General features: G+C 64.1%; 21 protein-coding genes and 2 tRNA genes. 10 read left to right on the plus strand and 13 right to left on the minus strand.

From position 1 onward, the window contains the following. Positions 1-7 precede the first annotated feature (7 nt). Positions 8-808, plus strand: a complete 801-nt coding sequence (locus tag VN047_RS04165) for a thioesterase family protein (RefSeq protein WP_325540311.1) — start codon at positions 8-10, stop codon at positions 806-808. Here the strand turns inward: VN047_RS04165 and VN047_RS04170 are convergent. The 5 genes from VN047_RS04170 to VN047_RS04190 all read right to left on the minus strand — a co-directional run bounded on the left by VN047_RS04170 (position 799) and on the right by VN047_RS04190 (position 4,650). Then, positions 799-2,154: a sensor histidine kinase gene (locus tag VN047_RS04170; RefSeq protein WP_325540313.1), complete on the minus strand. Its 1,356-nt coding sequence runs from the start codon at positions 2,152-2,154 to the stop codon at positions 799-801. The genes VN047_RS04165 and VN047_RS04170 overlap by 10 nt on opposite strands. Further along, positions 2,151-2,885, minus strand: coding sequence for a response regulator (locus VN047_RS04175; protein WP_325540315.1), 735 nt, complete (start codon positions 2,883-2,885; stop codon positions 2,151-2,153). The genes VN047_RS04170 and VN047_RS04175 overlap by 4 nt, the downstream gene beginning before the upstream one ends. 136 nt (positions 2,886-3,021) lie before the next feature. After that, the gene (locus VN047_RS04180; protein ID WP_325540317.1) at positions 3,022-3,645 is read right to left on the minus strand and encodes a hypothetical protein; all 624 of its coding nucleotides are present in this window, start codon (positions 3,643-3,645) and stop codon (positions 3,022-3,024) included. Between the two features lie 255 nt (positions 3,646-3,900). After that, a complete protein-coding gene (locus VN047_RS04185; protein WP_325540319.1) occupies positions 3,901-4,137 on the minus strand; it encodes a hypothetical protein in 237 nt (78 codons plus the stop codon). Between the two features lie 339 nt (positions 4,138-4,476). Beyond that, positions 4,477-4,650: a DUF1328 domain-containing protein gene (locus tag VN047_RS04190; protein WP_083435707.1), complete on the minus strand. Its 174-nt coding sequence runs from the start codon at positions 4,648-4,650 to the stop codon at positions 4,477-4,479. 240 nt (positions 4,651-4,890) lie between these two features. Between VN047_RS04190 and VN047_RS04195 the strand changes: the two genes are divergently transcribed. Continuing rightward, positions 4,891-5,394 carry an FKBP-type peptidyl-prolyl cis-trans isomerase gene (locus tag VN047_RS04195; protein ID WP_325540322.1) on the plus strand — a complete coding sequence of 168 codons (504 nt, stop codon included), beginning with the start codon at positions 4,891-4,893 and terminating at the stop codon, positions 5,392-5,394. Positions 5,395-5,409: 15 nt separating this feature from the next. Here the strand turns inward: VN047_RS04195 and VN047_RS04200 are convergent. Continuing rightward, positions 5,410-5,483: transfer RNA gene (locus tag VN047_RS04200), tRNA-Gly, on the minus strand. Positions 5,484-5,617: 134 nt separating this feature from the next. Between VN047_RS04200 and dinB the strand changes: the two genes are divergently transcribed. Further along, complete coding sequence (gene dinB / locus VN047_RS04205; protein WP_325540324.1) at positions 5,618-6,712, plus strand: DNA polymerase IV; 1,095 nt, start codon at positions 5,618-5,620, stop codon at positions 6,710-6,712. Here the strand turns inward: dinB and VN047_RS04210 are convergent. Next, the gene (locus tag VN047_RS04210) at positions 6,705-7,163 is read right to left on the minus strand and encodes a hypothetical protein (RefSeq protein ID WP_325540326.1); all 459 of its coding nucleotides are present in this window, start codon (positions 7,161-7,163) and stop codon (positions 6,705-6,707) included. The two genes, dinB and VN047_RS04210, sit on opposite strands and share 8 nt — an antisense overlap. 57 nt (positions 7,164-7,220) lie before the next feature. Beyond that, positions 7,221-8,813, minus strand: coding sequence for a peptide chain release factor 3 (locus VN047_RS04215; protein ID WP_325540328.1), 1,593 nt, complete (start codon positions 8,811-8,813; stop codon positions 7,221-7,223). Positions 8,814-8,890: 77 nt separating this feature from the next. Here VN047_RS04215 and VN047_RS04220 point away from each other — a divergent pair, with 77 nt between their 5' ends. Together VN047_RS04220 and VN047_RS04225 are read left to right on the plus strand one after the other, a co-directional pair. Next, positions 8,891-9,529, plus strand: a complete 639-nt coding sequence (locus VN047_RS04220) for a hypothetical protein (protein ID WP_325540330.1) — start codon at positions 8,891-8,893, stop codon at positions 9,527-9,529. A gap of 487 nt (positions 9,530-10,016) precedes the next feature. Then, a complete protein-coding gene (locus VN047_RS04225) occupies positions 10,017-10,823 on the plus strand; it encodes an enoyl-CoA hydratase-related protein (protein ID WP_325540332.1) in 807 nt (268 codons plus the stop codon). 115 nt (positions 10,824-10,938) lie between these two features. Here VN047_RS04225 and VN047_RS04230 read toward each other — a convergent pair whose 3' ends face one another. From VN047_RS04230 to VN047_RS04240, 3 genes are all read right to left on the minus strand, one after another. Then, positions 10,939-11,541, minus strand: a complete 603-nt coding sequence (locus VN047_RS04230) for an HD domain-containing protein (RefSeq protein ID WP_325540334.1) — start codon at positions 11,539-11,541, stop codon at positions 10,939-10,941. A 69-nt stretch (positions 11,542-11,610) separates the two neighbouring features. Next, entirely contained in the window at positions 11,611-12,321 is a 711-nt protein-coding gene (locus tag VN047_RS04235) for a hypothetical protein (RefSeq protein WP_325540336.1), read from the minus strand. Continuing rightward, positions 12,305-12,865, minus strand: a complete 561-nt coding sequence (locus VN047_RS04240) for a hypothetical protein (RefSeq protein ID WP_325540338.1) — start codon at positions 12,863-12,865, stop codon at positions 12,305-12,307. The genes VN047_RS04235 and VN047_RS04240 overlap by 17 nt, the downstream gene beginning before the upstream one ends. 149 nt (positions 12,866-13,014) lie before the next feature. Here VN047_RS04240 and VN047_RS04245 point away from each other — a divergent pair, with 149 nt between their 5' ends. Further along, positions 13,015-13,461, plus strand: coding sequence for an Rrf2 family transcriptional regulator (locus VN047_RS04245; RefSeq protein ID WP_325540340.1), 447 nt, complete (start codon positions 13,015-13,017; stop codon positions 13,459-13,461). A 48-nt stretch (positions 13,462-13,509) separates the two neighbouring features. Here the strand turns inward: VN047_RS04245 and VN047_RS04250 are convergent. Together VN047_RS04250 and VN047_RS04255 are read right to left on the minus strand one after the other, a co-directional pair. Next, a tRNA-Ala gene (locus VN047_RS04250) sits at positions 13,510-13,585 on the minus strand. A 120-nt stretch (positions 13,586-13,705) separates the two neighbouring features. Next, positions 13,706-14,029: a TIGR02300 family protein gene (locus VN047_RS04255; protein WP_325540342.1), complete on the minus strand. Its 324-nt coding sequence runs from the start codon at positions 14,027-14,029 to the stop codon at positions 13,706-13,708. Between the two features lie 125 nt (positions 14,030-14,154). Between VN047_RS04255 and aroA the strand changes: the two genes are divergently transcribed. The 4 genes from aroA (at position 14,155) to rpsA (ending at position 18,712) form a co-directional block, all read left to right on the plus strand. Beyond that, positions 14,155-15,489, plus strand: coding sequence for a 3-phosphoshikimate 1-carboxyvinyltransferase (aroA, locus tag VN047_RS04260; RefSeq protein WP_325540344.1), 1,335 nt, complete (start codon positions 14,155-14,157; stop codon positions 15,487-15,489). 77 nt (positions 15,490-15,566) lie between these two features. Further along, a complete protein-coding gene (locus VN047_RS04265; protein ID WP_325540346.1) occupies positions 15,567-16,097 on the plus strand; it encodes a hypothetical protein in 531 nt (176 codons plus the stop codon). After that, entirely contained in the window at positions 16,097-16,726 is a 630-nt protein-coding gene (locus VN047_RS04270) for a d(CMP) kinase (protein ID WP_325540347.1), read from the plus strand. Before VN047_RS04265 ends, VN047_RS04270 begins: the two co-directional genes overlap by 1 nt. Before the next feature lie 273 nt (positions 16,727-16,999). Next, positions 17,000-18,712, plus strand: coding sequence for a 30S ribosomal protein S1 (rpsA, locus tag VN047_RS04275; protein WP_325540348.1), 1,713 nt, complete (start codon positions 17,000-17,002; stop codon positions 18,710-18,712). The last annotated feature ends 67 nt before the right edge of the window (positions 18,713-18,779 follow it).

An 18,779-nucleotide genomic window follows, 5' to 3' on the forward strand; every position in this document is an offset into this window, starting at 1 on the left:
GAACAGGATGACGACTTCTCCCGGCGCGCTCGACGCGCTGCTTTCGACGCTGCGTACCGAAGGGGGTGTGGCGAAGGCGCATATCGACGAAGGCTGGATGCAGGGGCGCACCGCCTATGGCGGGATCAGCTCGGCGGTCGCACTCGCTGGCACAATGGCGCTGCACCCGACCGAAACGCCGCTGCGCTATGCGCAGATCAGCTTCGTCGGCCCTGTCGGCGGCGACTGCACGGTCGAAACGCGCGTGCTGCGCCAGTCGAAATCCTCGCTGTTCATCGACGCTGGCGTGTCGAGCGATCAGGGGTTTGGTACCGCCGCGGTCTTCGCTTTCTCGGGCGACCGCAAAAGCCATCTCGACCACAATCGCCTCCTCATGCCCGATGCGCCCGGCCCCGAAACGCTGGCGCCGGTGCCCGAACACCACGCCCGCCCCGCCTTCACACGCCATTTCGACATGCGCCCGACGACCGGCCCGCGCTTTGCATGGAAAAGCGAAGTCGGCGAATATCTGACCTGGGTCCGCTTCGTCGAGGAACCGGCGTGCCACCCGGCGATCGCGCTGCTCGCGATGGGCGACGCCCTGCCGCCCGCCGCCATGGCCCTGTTCAGCCAGTTCGGGCCGATCAGTTCGATGAACTGGACGGTCAACATGCTCACCGGCACGCCGACGACCGATGACGGATGGTGGCTGCTCTCTGCAAAGACCGGTTATGCGCGGCATGGCCTGTCAGTGCAGGACATGATGCTGTGGAACCGCGCCGGCGAACCCGTGCTCAGCGGCAGTCAGGCGATTGCGATCTACGCCTGAACCGGCAGCGCGATCACCGCGTCGAGTCCTCCGCCATCGCGACTGACCAGGGTCAGCGTCCCGCCCTCACCCTCGGCGATATCGCGCGCGATCGACAGGCCAAGCCCGGCGCCGCCGGTTGCGCGATTGCGCGACTGTTCACCGCGCGCGAAGGGTTCGACCAACGTCCGGATCTGTTCGTCGGTCAGACCAGGGCCATCGTCCGACACGATCATCCGCGTCACCCCGTCCTCCACCCGCACCGACAGCCGCGCGCGAACGCCATAGGCAAGCGCGTTGTCCGCGAGATTGCGCAGCGCGCGCTTCAGAAGCATCGGCCGCGCCAGCACGTCGGCGTCGGCAACATGCCCGATCGTTACATCCTTTCCGCGCTCGTGATAATCGGCCGCCAGTTCGCCGATCAGTTCGCCGAGCGGGATCCGCTCCTGCGCCTCGGTCCCCGCACCCGAGCGTGCGAGCGCCAGGATGTCGGCCAGCATCGCGGTCATCTCCTCGATGCTCGCGATCATCTTGTCGCGCAGCGCATCATCTTCGACCTGCTCGACGCGCACGCGCAGGCTGGCGAGCGGGGTACGCAGGTCATGGCCCACCGCGCCGAGCATCCGGTCCTTGTCCGACAGCATCGTCGCGATTCGCGCACGATAGGCGTTGAAGGCGCCGATCAGTTCACGCACGTCCGACGGCCCCTCCTCATCGAGCGGAGTCGCATCGCGCAGCGCCGGATTGGCCCGCGCCGCGCGCGTAAGGTCACGCAAGGGTCGCGCCGCGCGCCAGGCGATCAGCATGATCGGAACGAGGAGGAGCAGGTAAAGGGACAGCGTCTGCCAGACAAGGAAGCCCTGCAGCCGGTTGCCCCCCGCCGCGATCCGCGTTCGCACCGCGAAATAGCGCCCGTCGACCTTCGCGACGACGATCACGGCACGGTCGGGAAAAGCGGGTCGACGCAGCCGCTGCCTTTCGCGCGGCGGCAGCGCCCATGCATCGACCATGGCGGCAGGAATATTGGTCTCGCCGAGCAGACTTGCGACATAGGAGGCGAGGTCGGGCAATCGAACAGAGCCGGCGCGCATGGGTGGGCGCTGATCGGAGATCACCAGTTTCTCTGCGCGCTCGCGCGCCTCGTGCCGCTCGCGTTCGTTCCGCGGCGGCCTGAAGTCGCCGCGCCGGTCGCGCTCGATCGCGTCAATGAGCCGCGCGACCGCCATACCGCCGCCGTGCGCAAGCGCCTGCTGCTTCTGCCCGCGCGATAGCAGCACGAAATTGATCGCTTGCGCGACGAACAGCATCATCGCGACGGCAAAGACCAACTGCCCGATCAGGCTTTTGGGCCACAGGCGAAATTTCACACCGTCGGCCCCATCCGCTTGACTTCGCAGGCCAGCGTATAGCCGCCGCCCCACACCGTCTTGACGATCTGTGGATGCGCGGCGTCGACCTCGATCTTCTTGCGCAGGCGGCTGACAAGATTGTCGATCGCGCGGTCGAAGATATCGGCCTCGCGCCCGCGCACCATGTCGAGCAGCCGGTCGCGGCTCATCACCTGCCGCGGATGACGCACCAAGGCGTGGAGCAGGTGATATTCGCCCGACGACAGCGCGACCTCGTTGCCTTCGCCATCGACCAGCACGCGTTCGACTTCGCGAAGCACCCAGTCGCCGAAGGCATAGGCGGTGCCGCCCGGGTCGAGCGCACGCCCGCCCTGCTGCGTCCGGCGCAGCACGGTGCGGATGCGCGCAACGAGTTCGCGCGGGTTGAAAGGTTTGACGACATAATCGTCGGCACCGATCTCCAGCCCGATGATCCGTTCGGTGTCCTCGGCGCGCGCGGTCAGCAGGATAACGGGAATGCTGCTCGTTTCGCGCAGGTGACGGGTCAGCGACAGGCCGTCCTCGCCGGGCATCATGATATCGCTGACGACCAGGTCGACGCCCTGCGCACGCAGTACCGATCGCGCCTCTGCAGCACTCGCGGCATCGGTAACGGCGAAGCCTTGTGCTGCCAGATATTCGGCGAGCGGCTCGCGAATCGAGGGTTCATCATCGATCAGAAGAATGCGGGGCATATCGCTGTCGGTCATCGTCCGTCCGTAACATGGTAGTTCGCCCACCGGTCCGCGGGGACCGGTGGGCGATAGCTGGCAGGGACCGGCGGCAAAGGCAATGCCGGGAAGGGGGGATGGCCTGTCAGTTACCTTGAGGCCCCTGCCAAATCGCTTATTCGCCGGCGGGAGCGGCCGGGGCCGCACCGCGCTTCGCACGCCATTCGCCGACCTTGGCCTTCCACGCGTCGCGCTGCGCCTTGCGTTCCTCGGCGGTCACCTGACCGTCCTTGTTCGCATCGGCCGCGTCGAAGCGGGCGAGCGCCGCGGTCTGGAACTCGGCCTGGCTGATCGCCTTGTCGCCATCGGTATCGGCCTTGCCCATCATGCGGCCACCCATGCCATGATGGCCGCCACCGCGCTTGCCGTGATGGCCACGCATGCCGTGGCGTTTGCCATCGCCGGCTTCACCAGCGGCGGCACGCTTTTCACCGCGTTCGGCGCGCTTCGCGGCGCGGTCGGCACCATGCTGGTCCCATTCGGCCTTGCTGATGCTGCCGTTACCATCGGCGTCGAGGCTGGCGAATTTCCTTGCCTGCATCTCGGTGCGCCTGGCGGCGCGGTCGGCGGCATCGAGCTTGCCGTCCTTGTTGACGTCCATTTTGGCGAACATTTCCGCCGCCCGGGTTTGCACCTCGGCGCGGGTCTGCACGGCGTTGCTGTCGCCGCCGGGGGCGGCGAGAACGGGCACCGCGATCAGCGCGGCACCCAGCGTCAAAAGAGAAAGCTTCTTTTTCACGTAACGAACTCCTTCATGGAACCGACAAAGGGAGAGATCGGGTCCCGATGAAAGCGTTCTAGGGGCAATTTGTCCGGGAAAATTGCCGGATCGACGAAAAATTGTCGCAACATGTCGCAGAAAGGCCGCGCCGTTCATTTGATGGAAAGCGGCGCAGGAATGACGAGGAAAAGCTTTTGCGGAGCGACGGCCCCTGCCCCTCGGAGAGGCGGGAGACCGTCGCTGAGCCGGATCGGGCGACCGCTTTTGTCGGGCTCAGCCAGCGCTTACGGGGGCATCGTCATCATCGTCGGCGATCAGGATGATTGCCCCCACCCCGACCAGCAGGCCGAGCAAACCGATCAGCCAGCTTGAATTGCCTTCCAGTTCGCTTTGGCCGTTTGTCGTCGACACGGTGCCGGCGCCCAATCCCGAGGCGGCCGACGCCGCGACCGGCGCCACAAGCACCGATAGCGCAGCCACAGAAATGGCGGCCTTTTTGAATATGCGCATGTCATTCTCCATTTTACCGGGAAATTCCCCTGTCGAACCCGACCAACGAAACAGATCGCGAATCGGTCCCCGGGGAAAGCGGCATTCGTCGCGCAAGCCGGACGGTTCAGCCCGCAAATGAATGCTATCCAAGCCTTTGAACCTGCACGAAGATGTTGTGACCGGTCGCGGCTGGCTCGTGCTTTACAAGACCTGAAAAAGGTAAGCCCCGCCGTATTTCTACAGCGGGGCTCCCTAGGTTCCGTCCGAAGACAGGAACCAGATTCTACCTTTTCTTTCGATCCGGTAGATTAATAAAACGCGGCGGGGCCGAAAGGGTTCCTGCCGCGCGGGATTTTTTTACGTTATCTTTCGCGCGGCGGCCGACCCGAGGATCAGGAACAGCACGACAAGCGCGAGGCCGACGAAGAACAGGATCTTGGCGATACCTGCCGCAGCACCCGCGACACCGCCGAAACCGAGCACCGCTGCAAGCAGTGCGATCACCGCGAAGATCAAGGCCCATTTGAACATCAGACATCTCCTTCATTCATTGCAGACCGGACGCGCGGCATGGACCCGAAAACCGCTGGGTTGCGGAAATTCCAAGGAACGGACGTGCGCAGGTCACTGATTTCATGTGCGAAGTGGAAACGACCGATCGCGGCGAAAGTTCCTGCCGCGCTAGCGCGCATATCAACCTTTCCGTTCGATGCCTCTTGCACATTGGCCGCACGATGCGTTTATGCACTCATCGATCGAGGGGAGTTTTCCATGCACATTTCATCGCTCGGCCAGCTGCTCGCGGCAGCCTCGCTGGCCACCTTCATTCCGGCGTCGGCCGTCGCGCAACAGGAAGATGCAGCGGCGTCGCAAGGCACCGCCTATCTCAACAAGCAGATGGCCGCGCTCGCCGAACGCAATGGTGCCGACGGCTGGCGCGCGACGCCAAGCGGGCTACGCTGGCGCCGGGTCGCCGGCGACGGCAGCGGCACGCACCCCGGCGCCACCGATCATGTCACCGTCCATTATGTCGGCACCTTCGCCGACGGCCGCGAATTCGACAGCTCGGTCCGGCGCGGCGAGCCCGCGACCTTCCCGCTCAACCGCGTGATCGAAGGCTGGCAGGAAGGGGTCGCGCTGATGGGGGTCGGCGACAAGGTCGAACTCGCGATTCCATGGCAGCTTGCCTATGGCCCCGAGGGCAAAGGCCCGATACCCGGCGGCGCGACCTTGCTGTTCACCGTCGAATTGCTGGGCGTCGAACCGGCTGGCTGATTGTCGGGAAAGGCTTGGAGCGGGTAGCGGGAATCGAACCCGCCTAGCTAGCTTGGAAGGCTAGAGCATTACCACTATGCTATACCCGCTCACCCAAGGTCGGCGGCGATTGCCAGTTTGCCTCAATTTCGTCAAGCGCTTCGTCACGCGCGCTGTTGAGAACATCTTGGCAACATGATAGGGATGCGCCGTGCAGGACGGCGACGATCATGGCCCTGATGATATGGCGGACACTCGGGTCCGCAAGATCATCCATGTCGATATGGACGCCTTTTACGCATCGGTCGAACAGCGCGACGACCCGGTGCTGCGTGGCAAGCCCGTCGCAGTCGGCGGATCGTCGCGGCGCGGCGTCGTCGCGGCTGCGAGCTACGAAGCCCGCAAGTTCGGTGTCCGCTCGGCGATGCCCAGTATCACCGCGAAGCGCCAGTGCCCGGACCTCCTCTTCGTACCGCCGCGCTTCGAGGTCTATCGCGACATCTCGCACCAGATCCGCGCGATCTTTCGCGATTATGCCGACGAGGTCGAACCGCTTTCGCTCGACGAGGCCTATCTCGACGTCAGCGCCGACAAGGCGGGGCTCGGCAGTGCGACCGCCGCCGCAAAGCTGATCCGCCAGCGTATCCGCGCCGAAACCGGCCTCACCGCCTCGGCGGGGGTCTCGTACAACAAGTTCATCGCCAAGCTCGCGTCCGACCAGAACAAACCCGACGGAATCACCATCATACCGCCCGGCAAGGGCGCCGCCTTCGTCCAGACCTTGTCGATCCGCCGCTTCCACGGCATCGGTCCGGTAACCGCGGCAAAGATGGAAGGCCTCGGCGTCTTTTCAGGCGCCGATCTCGCCGGGAAGGATCCGCTGTGGCTCGCGGAGCATTTCGGCAACAGCGCAGAGTGGCTCTTTAACCTCGCACGCGGGATCGATCATCGCCGCGTCAAGTCGAACCGGCCGCTGAAATCGCTCGGCGGCGAACGCACTTTCTTCAACGACCTGATCACCGATACCGAAATCCGCGAGGCGCTCGCGCATGTGTGCACCGTCGTCTGGGACCGGGCAGCCAAAAGAGGCGCGCGCGGGCGGACGGTAACGCTGAAATTGCGTTATGCCGATTTCCGCACGATCACGCGGGCGAAGTCGGTCTCCTTGCCCATTCTCGACGGTACCTCGCTGCTTGCCGCGGGCGAGGCGATCCTCGCCCCGCTGCTTCCCACCGAACAGGGCATCCGCCTGCTCGGCGTGACCTTGAGCAAATTCGAGGGCGAAGAGGACGAAGACGAGGACGCTATGGCGCCCGCCGATCTGCTCAGCCTTATCTGACCGCGAGACCCGGCGCGTGACGCCGGATCGCCGCCTGCATTTTCGGCGACAGCGCCTTGAACTCGCAGCGGATCAGCGGTTCGTCGGAAATCTGTATCTCTTCGCGGAAAGGCGCCCCGACACGGTACAGCGCACGGTCGGCTCCCAGCGGCTTCAGCCGGAAATAGCCCGCTCCATCATAGCCGCCGAACTGCATCTGGGTAAAACCGCCATCGACGGCGCGCGTCTGCGTGATCGGCTCAAGTTCGGCGGACGGCCCCATATTGCCGCCGGGACCATAATAATAGAGCGCCCCCCAGCGCGCGCCGTCGAAGACATAGCCGTGATGGACACTCGCGCATTTTCCGGTTTCGCTGGTCCAGAAGCCCTTGTCGATCGGCATCGCGATCGTCTGTGCCGTCGCCGGCACACTGCTCGCCATCACGGCAAGCGCCAAAATCCATCCGCGCATCGATACCCCCACCTTTGCCGAAAAGTGGCGTCATGGTGGCGGAGTTGGAGGCTGCGATCAACCCGCGTTGGCGAACACGCGTTCCTTGGTGGCGGTGAAGCGGATCGACGGGTTGCGCTGGGTCACATAGCCGACTTCCCACGCGTCCTTCGCCATGAATACCGGCGCGCCATCGCGGTCGGTCGCCGCGGCGCCGCGGTTGTCGGCCTGGAAGGATTTCAGCGCCGCCGCATCTTCGCTCGCGATCCAGCGCGCGGTTTCCCATGGCGATTGCTCAAGCTTGGCCTCGACCTTGTACTCCGCTTCCAAGCGGCTGATCAGAACGTCCAATTGCAACTGGCCGACAACCCCGACGATCATGTTCGATCCGATTTCGGGGTAGAAAACCTGGATGATCCCCTCTTCGGCCATATCGTCGAGCGCTTTCCTGAGCTGCTTGGTTTTCGTCGGGTCGACGAGCGCAACGCGGCGGAGGATTTCGGGAGCAAAGTTCGGGAGGCCGGTGATCGTGATGTCGCTGCGTTCAGACAGCGTGTCGCCGACGCGCAATGTGCCGTGGTTCGGAATGCCGATAATGTCGCCAGGGAAAGCCTCCTCGGCCATCTCGCGGTCCTGCGCGAGGAACAGCATCGGGCGGCTGATCGCGATCGCCTTGCCCGTCCCGCCCTGCATCAGGCGCATGCCACGCTCGAACTTGCCCGAACAGAGCCGCATGAAGGCGATCCGGTCGCGGTGCGCGGGGTTCATGTTGGCCTGCACCTTGAACACGAACCCGGTGACCGCATCGTCGTCGGGCTGCACCGGTGCAGGCTCTGCAGGCTGCGGCTGCGGCCCTGGTGCGTGGTTCGCGAGACCCGCGAGCAGATCGACGACGCCGAATTCCTTGAGTGCCGAGCCGAAGAACACCGGCGTCAGGTCGCCGCCCCGATATGCGGCGGCATCGAAGGGCGCGTAGCAGGCCGACGCCAATTCGGTTTCTTCCTCGAGCAGCGCCAGCGCACGAGGCGAGAGCCGTGCCGCAAGCGTCGGATCGCCCAGCCCTTCGACCGCGATCCGGTCGCCCTCGTACATGCGCGACGCATCGCCGCCCGGCACCATCAGCGCCGGGTCGACAAGATCGTAGAGACCTTCGAACTGTCCGCCCATACCCGCGGGCCAGTTCATCGGGCAGACGTCGAGCGCGAGCCGGTCGGCGACCTCGTCGAGCAGCTCGAACGGCGTCTGCCCTTCGCGGTCGACCTTGTTGATAAAGGTAATGATCGGCACCGAACGCAGACGGCACACCTCGAACAGCTTCAGCGTCTGCGGTTCGATGCCCTTCGCGGCGTCGATCACCATCACCGCGCTGTCCACCGCAGTCAGCGTGCGATAGGTATCTTCACTGAAATCCTCGTGCCCCGGGGTGTCGAGCAGGTTGAAAATCAGCCCCGCATGCTCGAACGTCATCACCGACGAGGTCACCGAAATCCCGCGCTGCTGCTCGATCTTCATCCAGTCGGAGCGGGCGCGCCGCGCCGCACCGCGCGCCTTGACCTCGCCCGCGATATGGATCGCGCCGCCCGCGACGAGCAATTTCTCGGTCAGCGTCGTCTTGCCCGCGTCGGGGTGCGAGATGATGGCGAAGGTACGGCGGTCGGGGTGCTGGGACATGGCGCGGGCGCCTAGCAGGTGGCGCGAGATGTGGAAAGGGGCTGGCGCCCGCCGCAACCGCCGCGCATGATCGGACGATGCGAACCATCCTCCTCGCCGCCACGCTGATCGCTGCCCCCGCCGTCGCGCAGGATTCGCCCTTCGTCGGCGAATACAGCCTTGCCGAAGGGCCTGATGTCGGCGGCGGGCTGCTGATCCGGAACGACGGCCGCTTTCAATATATGCTCGCCGCGGGCGCGCTCGACGAACGCGCCGAGGGACGTTGGGAAACGCGCGGCGACCAGATCTGCCTTACCACCGACCCCAAGCCGGTGCCGCCCGCGATCCGGAAAGCCCCGCTCATCGAGGTCGAGGGAGCAATCCCGACCGTGCTCGTCACCTGGCCCAACGGCAGAGGCATTCCCGGCGTCGATTTCGTGGTCGGTTTCGACAGCGGCGACCCGGCTGAGGATTATACCCAGGTTTATGGCTGGACGATGCCCGAGGACGACAAGCGCATCCCGCGCTGGATCGAAGTGCGCGAACCGATCCATGGCATCACCGCGCCGCGCTTCGAACTCACCGAAGCCGATGGCGGCAAGCTGCGCGTGATCATCGTGCCAAACGATATCGGCGTTGTGAATTTCGACGGTGCCTGCGCCGAAAGGACCGAGCGCGGTATCACGCTCCATCGCGCCGAGGGCGATATGCGGTTCGGGCGGCTGGGCGGGGAATAGCGGCGGCTTTGGGGTGGGAAGCGGACTTCCAGTTGCTATCGCAAGATGATATCGTCGCCTAATGTTTGCAATGTTTCTCATTGCCGCAATTGCCGCCCCTCAGCCGAGCGACATCCATGCAATCGAAGTTACTCGCGCAACCGCCCCCTATGTAAGTCGCGCCCGCGACGGAAGGGCTTTTGTCGAGTTCGGACCGGCGGTTTAGACACGCAATGTTAGTTGCAACCTTCAGGGCGAGGGCATTTTCGATTGCGCCTATGAAGCGCGGATCAAGGATTTTTTCGCTTCAGATTTTGCCGCTTGGCTGCCTAAACGTGAACTCATAGTCTTTCGCGATAACTGTTGGCAGATAGTCTCGCCTAAGTAGGGTGGATGTCCGCAATCGGTCGCATGGCTGCCCCCCCTTACCCTCTTGCACTCCTCCCGCAAATACGTCACATCTTTACGTGAACGTAAAGGTAAAGCGCCTGCGAGAGGATTCTTCCCCATGACCGACACGCCCAGCTTCGACACGATCAGGCTCGAACTCGCCGACCATGTCGCGACGATCACGCTCAACCGGCCCGACCGGCTCAACTCGATGCCGCCCGCGATGGCCGATGATATCCGCGCGGCGCTCGATCATCTGCCGGGTCTTGGCGCGCGGGCACTGCTCATCACCGGCGAAGGCCGCGGTTTCTGTTCGGGCGCCGATCTCGCCGGCGACCGGTCCGCGGGCGCCGCCGTCAGTGGCGGAGCGCGGAGCCGCAACGCCCTGCGCGGCCATTACAACCCGATGCTGCTCGCGCTCGCCAATCTCGACATCCCCGTCGTCGTCGCGGTCAACGGGCCTGCCGCGGGCGTGGGTTGCAGTTTCGCGCTGTCGGGCGACTTCACCATCGCGGGCAAGAGCGCCTATTTCCTCCAGGCCTTCGTCAACATCGGTCTCGTTCCCGACGGCGGGTCATCGTGGCTGTTGCCGCGCCTCGTCGGCGTGCCGCGCGCGCTGCAGATGATGATGCTCGGCGAAAAGATCGGCGGCGAGCAGGCGGCCGACTGGGGCATGATCTACAAATGCGTCGACGACGCCGAGTTGATGACCGAGGCAAAGGCACTCGCGACGCGCCTCGCGAACGGTCCGACCGTCGCGCTCGGCACGATGCGCAAGATACTCCGCGACGGCCTGTCGCAGGACTTCTCGACCACGCTTGACGCCGAAGCAAAGGGACAGTTCATCGCCGCCGGCACCGCCGACGCGATGGAAGGCATCATGGCGTTCCAGCAGAAGCGCAAGACCGAGTTCAAGGGTCGGTAATAGTCCGTCGCCCCCGCGAAGGGCGTTCCAGAGTCACGTGCCTCTGAACGCGGCCGCTTGCAACCTTACGCTATGCAGGCTGCGGCCCCCGCCTTCGCGGGGGCGACGATATGATTCACTCCGCCGCCTCTTCGACCATCACCTTCTTGTAGATGCTCGTGCGCGGATAGGAGCAGAGGCGCATCACCATCGGCTCGAAAAATTCGAGCGGCTCGCTGTCATAAGCGGGATCGAATGCCGGCGCGTCATATTTCTCGCAGAATTCGGCGCACGCCGCATAATGGGGATGATCACGGAACTGGTCGCGCATGTCGCGGTCGAGCCCGAGATAGTGGAAGAAATAATGACCCTGGAAAATTCCGTGGTGCTGGACGATCCACAGATTTTCCTCTGACAGGAAGGGCTTCAGGATCGCCGCCGCGACATCGGGGTGATTGAACGCGCCGAGCGTGTCGCCGATGTCGTGGAGCAGCGCCATCACGACATATTCCTCGTCGCGGCCATCCCTGTGCGCCCTCGTCGCAGTCTGCAGGCAATGTTCGAGCCGGTCGACCGGAAAACCACCATAATCGCCGCCGAGCAGCTTCAGATGTTCGAGAATGCGCTTGCCGTTGTTCGGCGCGAACTCCTTCTGCTCGCGTGCGATGATGTCCCAGTCTTCCTGCGTTCCGTCGATCATCGAGCGAAATTTGGCGTGATCGTGCGTGATCTCGTTCATGGCAGCCTCTCCTGTTTGGGGGCCAGCCTAGGCCATTCGTTGCTGAATGCAACCTTGTCCCCGCGCGCCTCATTCAGGCGCGTAGGTCACGCCATATTTGAGCGCCTCGTCAAGGGTCAGGCAGCGGCGCGTCGATTTATCCTCCTCGGTCGCGACGGCCTGTTGCTGGTACATGATATCGGTCAGCAATTTGCGCGAGACGCCCATTTTGATCAGGAAGGCGTTGTCCTCGCTCGCGAGCAGGGCCGAATCCTGTTCGATGCCACCGATCAGTTCGCGCGTCGCATCGGTCCCCATCGCGACGCTCATGTCGATCGTCGACCGGTCGCCGGTGCGGGTAAACATATGGACCATGAAGACGCCGCCCGGATCAATCACGCGCGGCAGGCCGCCCATGAACACGAAGTTGCAGGCGCTAAAGCAGGTCCAGCCGGCCGGTACGCGCGTCAATATACCCGGATTGCTGCGGATGATACGCCCCGCGGCATTGCCCGCGCGGGCATCGCCGCCCGGCGAACGCAACCAGATTTCCTCGACGTCGGGATTCGCCTTCAGCGCAGCGGAAAGCCGGTCGGGCAATCCGGCATCGATGCGTCCCTCGGCGAGCATCACCTTCATGCGGCCGCGCGTCTCGACCTTCAGCGTCATGGTCGGGTTCGCCGACCAGCTCGGATCGAGCGGACAGGTCGGGTTCGCAGGATCCATGCCGCTCGCAGCAGTGAAGCCCACCAGTGCAAAGGCCGACAGTGCCAGCCGGAAGAGTTCAGGCGGCAAGGACATAGCGCGTGTCACCCGGCCCCTTGCACATCCGCTTGGTGACGCGCGTTTCTTCGCCATCGACGATAATGAAGTCGTTGACGTTCATGCATTTGCGGCCGCCATCGTCGTCGTTGATCGAGGCAATGGTCGATGATCCGCTGACTTCGGGCCGCGTCGCGCTCGCCCAGTTCGCGGTCGCGCCGACTTCCTCGCCGCGCGTCGCCTCTTCGGTCGCCGCCGCCGCCTGGACCTGTTCGCCCGGATCGAGCCGGCAGGCGATGGCATCGGTCAGCGTCCCGCTGACCTCGGCGATAGGCACGTAGGAATAGACGCCTGCCTTGCTCGCGACATCGCCGACCGCATCGTTCAGCACATTTCCCAATATGTTGCGGCCGATGCTGCTGCCCTTCTTGCCCTTGGGACAGCCGCCATTGCCTTCGTCGCTCGGCTTCGGAGCGGGGGTCGTGACCTTGCGGAGCAGGCCACCGAACTGCGCCTGTGCAGGCGTGACAGCGAGCATGCAGGCCGCCAGCACCGCGGGAGCCGCCAATATTTTACGCATCATCGAATCCACTTCTGTCGCGCCCGGACCCGGGCAGTCGCGCGACCCTTTTATGGATCGTTCATGCCACCCGCTGTGATTTTCATCAACTGTGCAAGATAAGTCATCCAGACAGGTTGAATTAAGCCGGGATATGTCACAGTAACGCCGTCATGCTTTCGCAGAAGACCCGCTACACGATCCGCGCTTTCCAGCACCTCGCCGACCATTGGGGCAAGGGGCAGGTCCAGCTTGCGGACATCGCGGACGCGCAGAATATTCCGCCGAAATTCCTGACCGTCATCCTCTCGGAGATGGCGCGCGAAGGACTGCTCATCTCGCAACGGGGGCGCGACGGCGGTTACCAGCTTGCCCTTCCCCCGATCGATATCAGCTATGGCGACCTCGTCCGGCTGACGCGTGGCTCGCTCGCGCTCGTCCCGTGCGCGGCGCGCAATGCGCACGAACATTGCAAGAATTGCCTGCCCGAGTCCGAATGCCGGTTGCGCAGCCTGATGCTGAAGGTTCGCGACGATACCGCGTCCATCCTCGACCGCATCACCCTCGCCGACCGGATCAAGATGGAGCCGCTCTTCGACAAGGAAGAGGCGGCAGAATAGCGCAAGCAGCACAAAAAAAGAGCCCGCACAGCGGGCTCTTTTTTGAAGTGGTGGAGCCTAGCGGGATCGAACCGCTGACCTCCTGCATGCCATGCAGGCGCTCTCCCAGCTGAGCTAAGGCCCCACATCTTCACTGGGTCGCCCTGGGTGGGTGCGACCGGGACGCCGCCTTTAGCAGCGCCATCGACCGATGCAAGGGGCCAAATGCATCTTGCGACGCCTTTTTGACCCCTCATTGAAAAAATCAGGTTTCGACGTCGTCGTCGTCGCCCGTGGCGACGCCCAGATCGTCATCGCCACCGAGGTCAACGTCGTTGTCCGGCGAATCGCTGTCCTCGTCGACGTCGACGTCCAGATCCAGATCCTCGTCGGTGCTTTCTTCCTTGGCGACCTTGCCCGGCTTTTCGACCTGTTCGAACGGCATCGGCTGCTTCGATTTCAGCACCGATTCCGGGATCCAGGCATAGCCGCAGTTGATGCAGCTGACCGGATCATCCTTGGTCAGATCATAGAATCGCGTGGCGCATTTCGGGCAGCTGCGTTTCGTGCCCCATTCAGCCTTTACCATATAAGCCTCGTAACCTTCTGGAAACAGGATAGAAATATCGGAAGAGCGACGGGACTTGAATAGCTATCCGTCAAATCGGCGTGCGCCTTGCCAGATTGCAAGGCCGCTGTCAAAAGCCGCACGCCATGACCGATCAAACCGCCACGCCGCGCAGCTTTTCCGCTTCCGTTCCGCTCAAGGGGCGGATCGCAATCCCGGGGGACAAAAGCATCTCGCATCGATCGCTGATGCTTGCGGCGCTCGCGGTGGGCGAAAGCCGCGTCACCGGACTGCTCGAAGGCCATGATGTCCTCGCGACCGCTGCGGCGATGCGGGCGATGGGTGCGAGCATCGAACGATCCGAAGACGGCGAATGGCGAATCCATGGCGTTGGCGTCGGCGGATTGCTCCAGCCGCGCGAAGCGCTCGATATGGGCAACAGCGGCACCTCTACCCGTCTCCTCATGGGGCTCGTCGCAAGCCATCCGATCACCGCGACCTTCGTCGGCGACGCCAGCCTGTCTGGTCGCCCGATGGGCCGGGTCATAGATCCGCTCGGCCAGATGGGCGCTGACATCAGCGCCTCGCCGGGAGGGCGCCTCCCCCTCATGGTGCGCGGCCTCGCTCCCGCAGTTCCCCTCAGCTATCGCCTGCCGATGGCGTCGGCGCAGGTGAAGAGCGCGGTGCTTCTCGCCGGGCTCAACATCCCCGGCATCACCGAAGTGATCGAACCCGTCCCCACCCGCGATCATAGCGAACGCATGCTGCGGGGCTTCGGCGCCGAGCTGGATGTCGAAATCGATGCCGACGGCACGCGCCATATTCGCATCAGGGGAGAAGCCGAACTGAAACCACAGACGATCGTCGTTCCCGGCGATCCCTCATCGGCTGCCTTCTTCATCGTCGCGGCGCTGATCGTTCCCGGTTCCGACATCATCGTCACCAATGTCGGCCTCAACCCGACGCGTGCCGGTCTGGTTACGGTCCTTCAGCAGATGGGCGGCGATATCGAACTCCGGAACGCGCGCGATGTCGGCGGCGAGCCCGTGGCCGACCTTCGCGTGCGCCACAGCGCCCTGAGGGGCATCGAGATCGCCCCCGCCGACGCTCCAAGCATGATCGATGAATTTCCCGTCCTGTTCGTCGCCGCCGCCTTCGCCGAAGGCCGCACCGTCACGACGGGCCTCGACGAACTGCGCGTCAAGGAAAGCGACCGCCTCGCGGTCATGGCGACCGGCCTCGCAGCGATCGGCGTGCAGGCCGAAGAGAGCGCGGATGGCCTCGCTATCGACGGCTCCGGGGGCGATCCGCTGCCTGGCGGCGCGACGATCGCGGGTCATCTCGATCACCGCATCTGCATGAGCTTCGCCGTTGCCGGCCTTGCCAGCAGGGCGCCGGTGACGATCGACGATATCGCGCCGGTGGCGACCAGCTTCCCGAATTTTGAAACGCTGCTCGATCAATTGCAAAAAGACCTGTGATCGACATCATCGACGACGCTCCTCGGCTGTGACAGGATAGTCCCTCGATTTCAGGATATTATGGGGATTTGCGAACAATGACATTCAAGACCTCCGCCTCGATGGCCGCGTTACTCCTCGCCCTGTCTACGGGGATTGCGCACGCCGGCGAAGCGATTGCCGACCCGTTTGGCCGCGCCGACGCCAGCTTCTCGCGCTATCCGCTCAATCTGCCGGGCACACCGCAGGCAGTCGGACGACTGACAAATGGCGACGTTTGCGACGATGACGAGGGCATCGCCTGCGAGTGGGAAGACGATACCGGCGTCCACCATATTTTCGCTGGAGACATCCTCGCGATCAAGACTGTCGATGTCGCAGCGCTCGGCGATCGCAATATCACGGCATTGGATATCGGCGCCGCGCGAACCCGTAACGAGGTGCTGGCCAAGGTTCGCACCTTCCTGCCCGAAATTGCGATCGATTGTCTTGAGCCGGGCAAGGCCGGCGAAGGCGAAGGCGTCGCTTCGTGCAGCGGCACCTTCGAAAACGGCGGCTGGATCAAATTGCTGTTCGGCGCCGGCAACCGCCTGACGAGCGCGCGCATCGACGCGTTCCAGATCAACTGATGATCATCGCCGTCGACGGGCCGACCGCATCAGGCAAAGGCACCTTGGCGCGCCAGCTCGCCGAACATTTCGGCCTGCCTGTGCTCGACACGGGACTGCTCTATCGCGCGGTCGGCTATCAGACGCAGCTCAATCACGGCGATCCGGACAATGCCGCCGACGCGCTCGCCGCCTGCGACTTCCCTGACAGCCTCCTGGGGGATCCCGCGCTGCGCTTCGAAAGCACCGGCGGCCTCGCGAGCCGGGCATCGGTCCATCCGGCGGTACGCGCCGCGCTGTTCCAGCGGCAGGTCGATTTTGCCAACCGCCCGGGCGGCGCAGTGCTCGACGGACGCGATATCGGGACGGTCATCGCGCCGCACGCCGATGCCAAGATTTTCGTGACGGCGTCGCCCGGGGAGCGCGCGCGGCGCCGCCATGCCGAAATGCGCGCACGCGGCGTCGACGTGAGCCATGACGCCGTCCTCGCCGACATTCATGCCCGCGACGCGCGCGATACCGGCCGCGCCGACGCACCGCTTGTCCGGGCGGTCGACGCGATGCTGCTCGACAACAGCGACATGACCCGCGAGGCTGCGCTCGCCGCTGCTATCGCCTTCGTCGAAACGCGGAAACAGAACCCCGGCTGACGGCCTTTTCCCTTGCTTTGGCGCGGCCTCGCGCCTATAGGACGCCCCGTCCGACAGGCTCCTTTGCCGGTCGAGGCACGGGCAGACCGCCACTCCAACCGAGTGTCGGGCGTGACGAGATCGACTCGCCACGCCCTTTTTGCTTTGCCCGCGCCTTGGCGACCAAGGGGTTTCGAGGATGTCCTGCATCGCATCCGGCGGGCAGGACGGATCGGCCACAAGACCAGCGGAACCAACCGCTTGGCCGGAACAATGAAGTAAGGAATATCATCTATGGCCACTACGGCTTTCCCGACGCGCGACGATTTCGCCGCGATGCTCGATGAATCGCTTGGTGGTGCCGACGGCGGCTTTGAAGGCCGCGTCGTCAAGGGCACCGTGACCGCGATCGAAAACGACCTGGCAGTGATCGACATCGGCCTGAAGAGCGAAGGCCGCGTGCCGCTTCGCGAATTCGCGATGCCGGGCCAGAAGGCCGACCTCAACGTCGGTGACGAAGTCGAAGTCTATGTCGACCGCGTCGAAAACGCCAACGGCGAAACCATGCTGTCGCGCGACCGTGCTCGCCGCGAAGCCGCTTGGGACCGCCTCGAAGAAGAATTCAACAAGGAAGCCCGCGTCGAAGGCGTCATCTTCGGTCGCGTCAAGGGCGGCTTCACCGTCGACCTCGGCGGCGCCGTGGCGTTCCTTCCGGGTTCGCAGGTCGATATCCGCCCCGTGCGCGACGTCGGCCCGCTCATGGACCTGCCGCAGCCCTTCCAGATCCTCAAGATGGATCGCCGCCGCGGCAACATCGTCGTGTCGCGCCGCGCCATCCTCGAGGAAACGCGCGCCGAACAGCGTTCGGGCCTGATCCAGAACCTCGAAGAAGGCCAGATCATCGAAGGCGCGGTCAAGAACATCACCGACTATGGTGCGTTCGTCGACCTCGGCGGTATCGACGGCCTGCTCCATGTCACCGACATGAGCTACAAGCGCGTCAACCACCCGAGCGAAGTCATCAACATCGGTGACACCGTCCGCGTCCAGATCATCCGCATCAACCGCGACACGCAGCGCATCAGCCTCGGCATGAAGCAGCTCGAAAGCGATCCGTGGGAAGGCGTCGCCGCCAAATATCCGGTCGGCGCGAAGCTCACCGGCACGGTCACGAACATCACCGATTACGGCGCGTTCGTCGAACTCGAAGCCGGCATCGAAGGCCTCGTCCACGTCAGCGAAATGTCGTGGGTCAAGAAGAACGTCCACCCCGGCAAGATCGTCTCGACGAGCCAGGAAGTCGACGTCATCGTCCTCGAAGTCGACAGCGACAAGCGCCGCATCAGCCTCGGCCTCAAGCAGGCCCAGTCGAACCCCTGGGGTGCCTTCGCTGAGGCCCATCCGGTCGGCTCGGTCGTCGAAGGCGAAGTCAAGAACGCGACCGAATTCGGTCTGTTCGTCGGCCTGCCGGGCGACGTCGATGGCATGGTTCACATGTCGGACATCGCGTGGGGCATCTCGGGCGAAGAAGCGCTGCACCTCCACCGCAAGGGCGAGGCCGTGCAGGTCGTCGTTCTCGACGTCGACGTCGAAAAGGAACGCATCAGCCTCGGCATCAAGCAGCTTGAAAAGGGTGCTCCGGCCGTCGGCGGCGGCGTTGCCGCTGCGGGTTCGCTGAAGAAGAACGACGTCGTCACCGTCTCGGTCCTCGAAGTCCGCGACAACGGCCTCGAAGTTCAGGCCGGCGAAGATGGCGCCACCGGCTTCATCAAGCGCGCCGACCTTGGCCGCGACCGCGACGAACAGCGCGCCGAACGCTATCAGGTCGGCCAGAAGTTCGACGCGATGGTCATCGGTTTCGACCGTTCGAAAAAGCCGAACTTCTCGGTCAAGGCGATGCAGATCGCCGAAGAGAAGGAAGCCGTCGCGCAGTACGGTTCGTCGGACTCGGGTGCGTCGCTCGGCGACATCCTCGGCGAAGCGCTGAAGGCCGGCAAGAAGGACTGATCCTCCTTCCGCCGTCAGGCATAGAAAAGGCCCGCAGAGTGTCCCTCTGCGGGCCTTTTTCTTGTCG

Source organism: Sphingopyxis sp. (assembly GCF_035565275.1).
GTDB lineage: Bacteria > Pseudomonadota > Alphaproteobacteria > Sphingomonadales > Sphingomonadaceae > Sphingopyxis.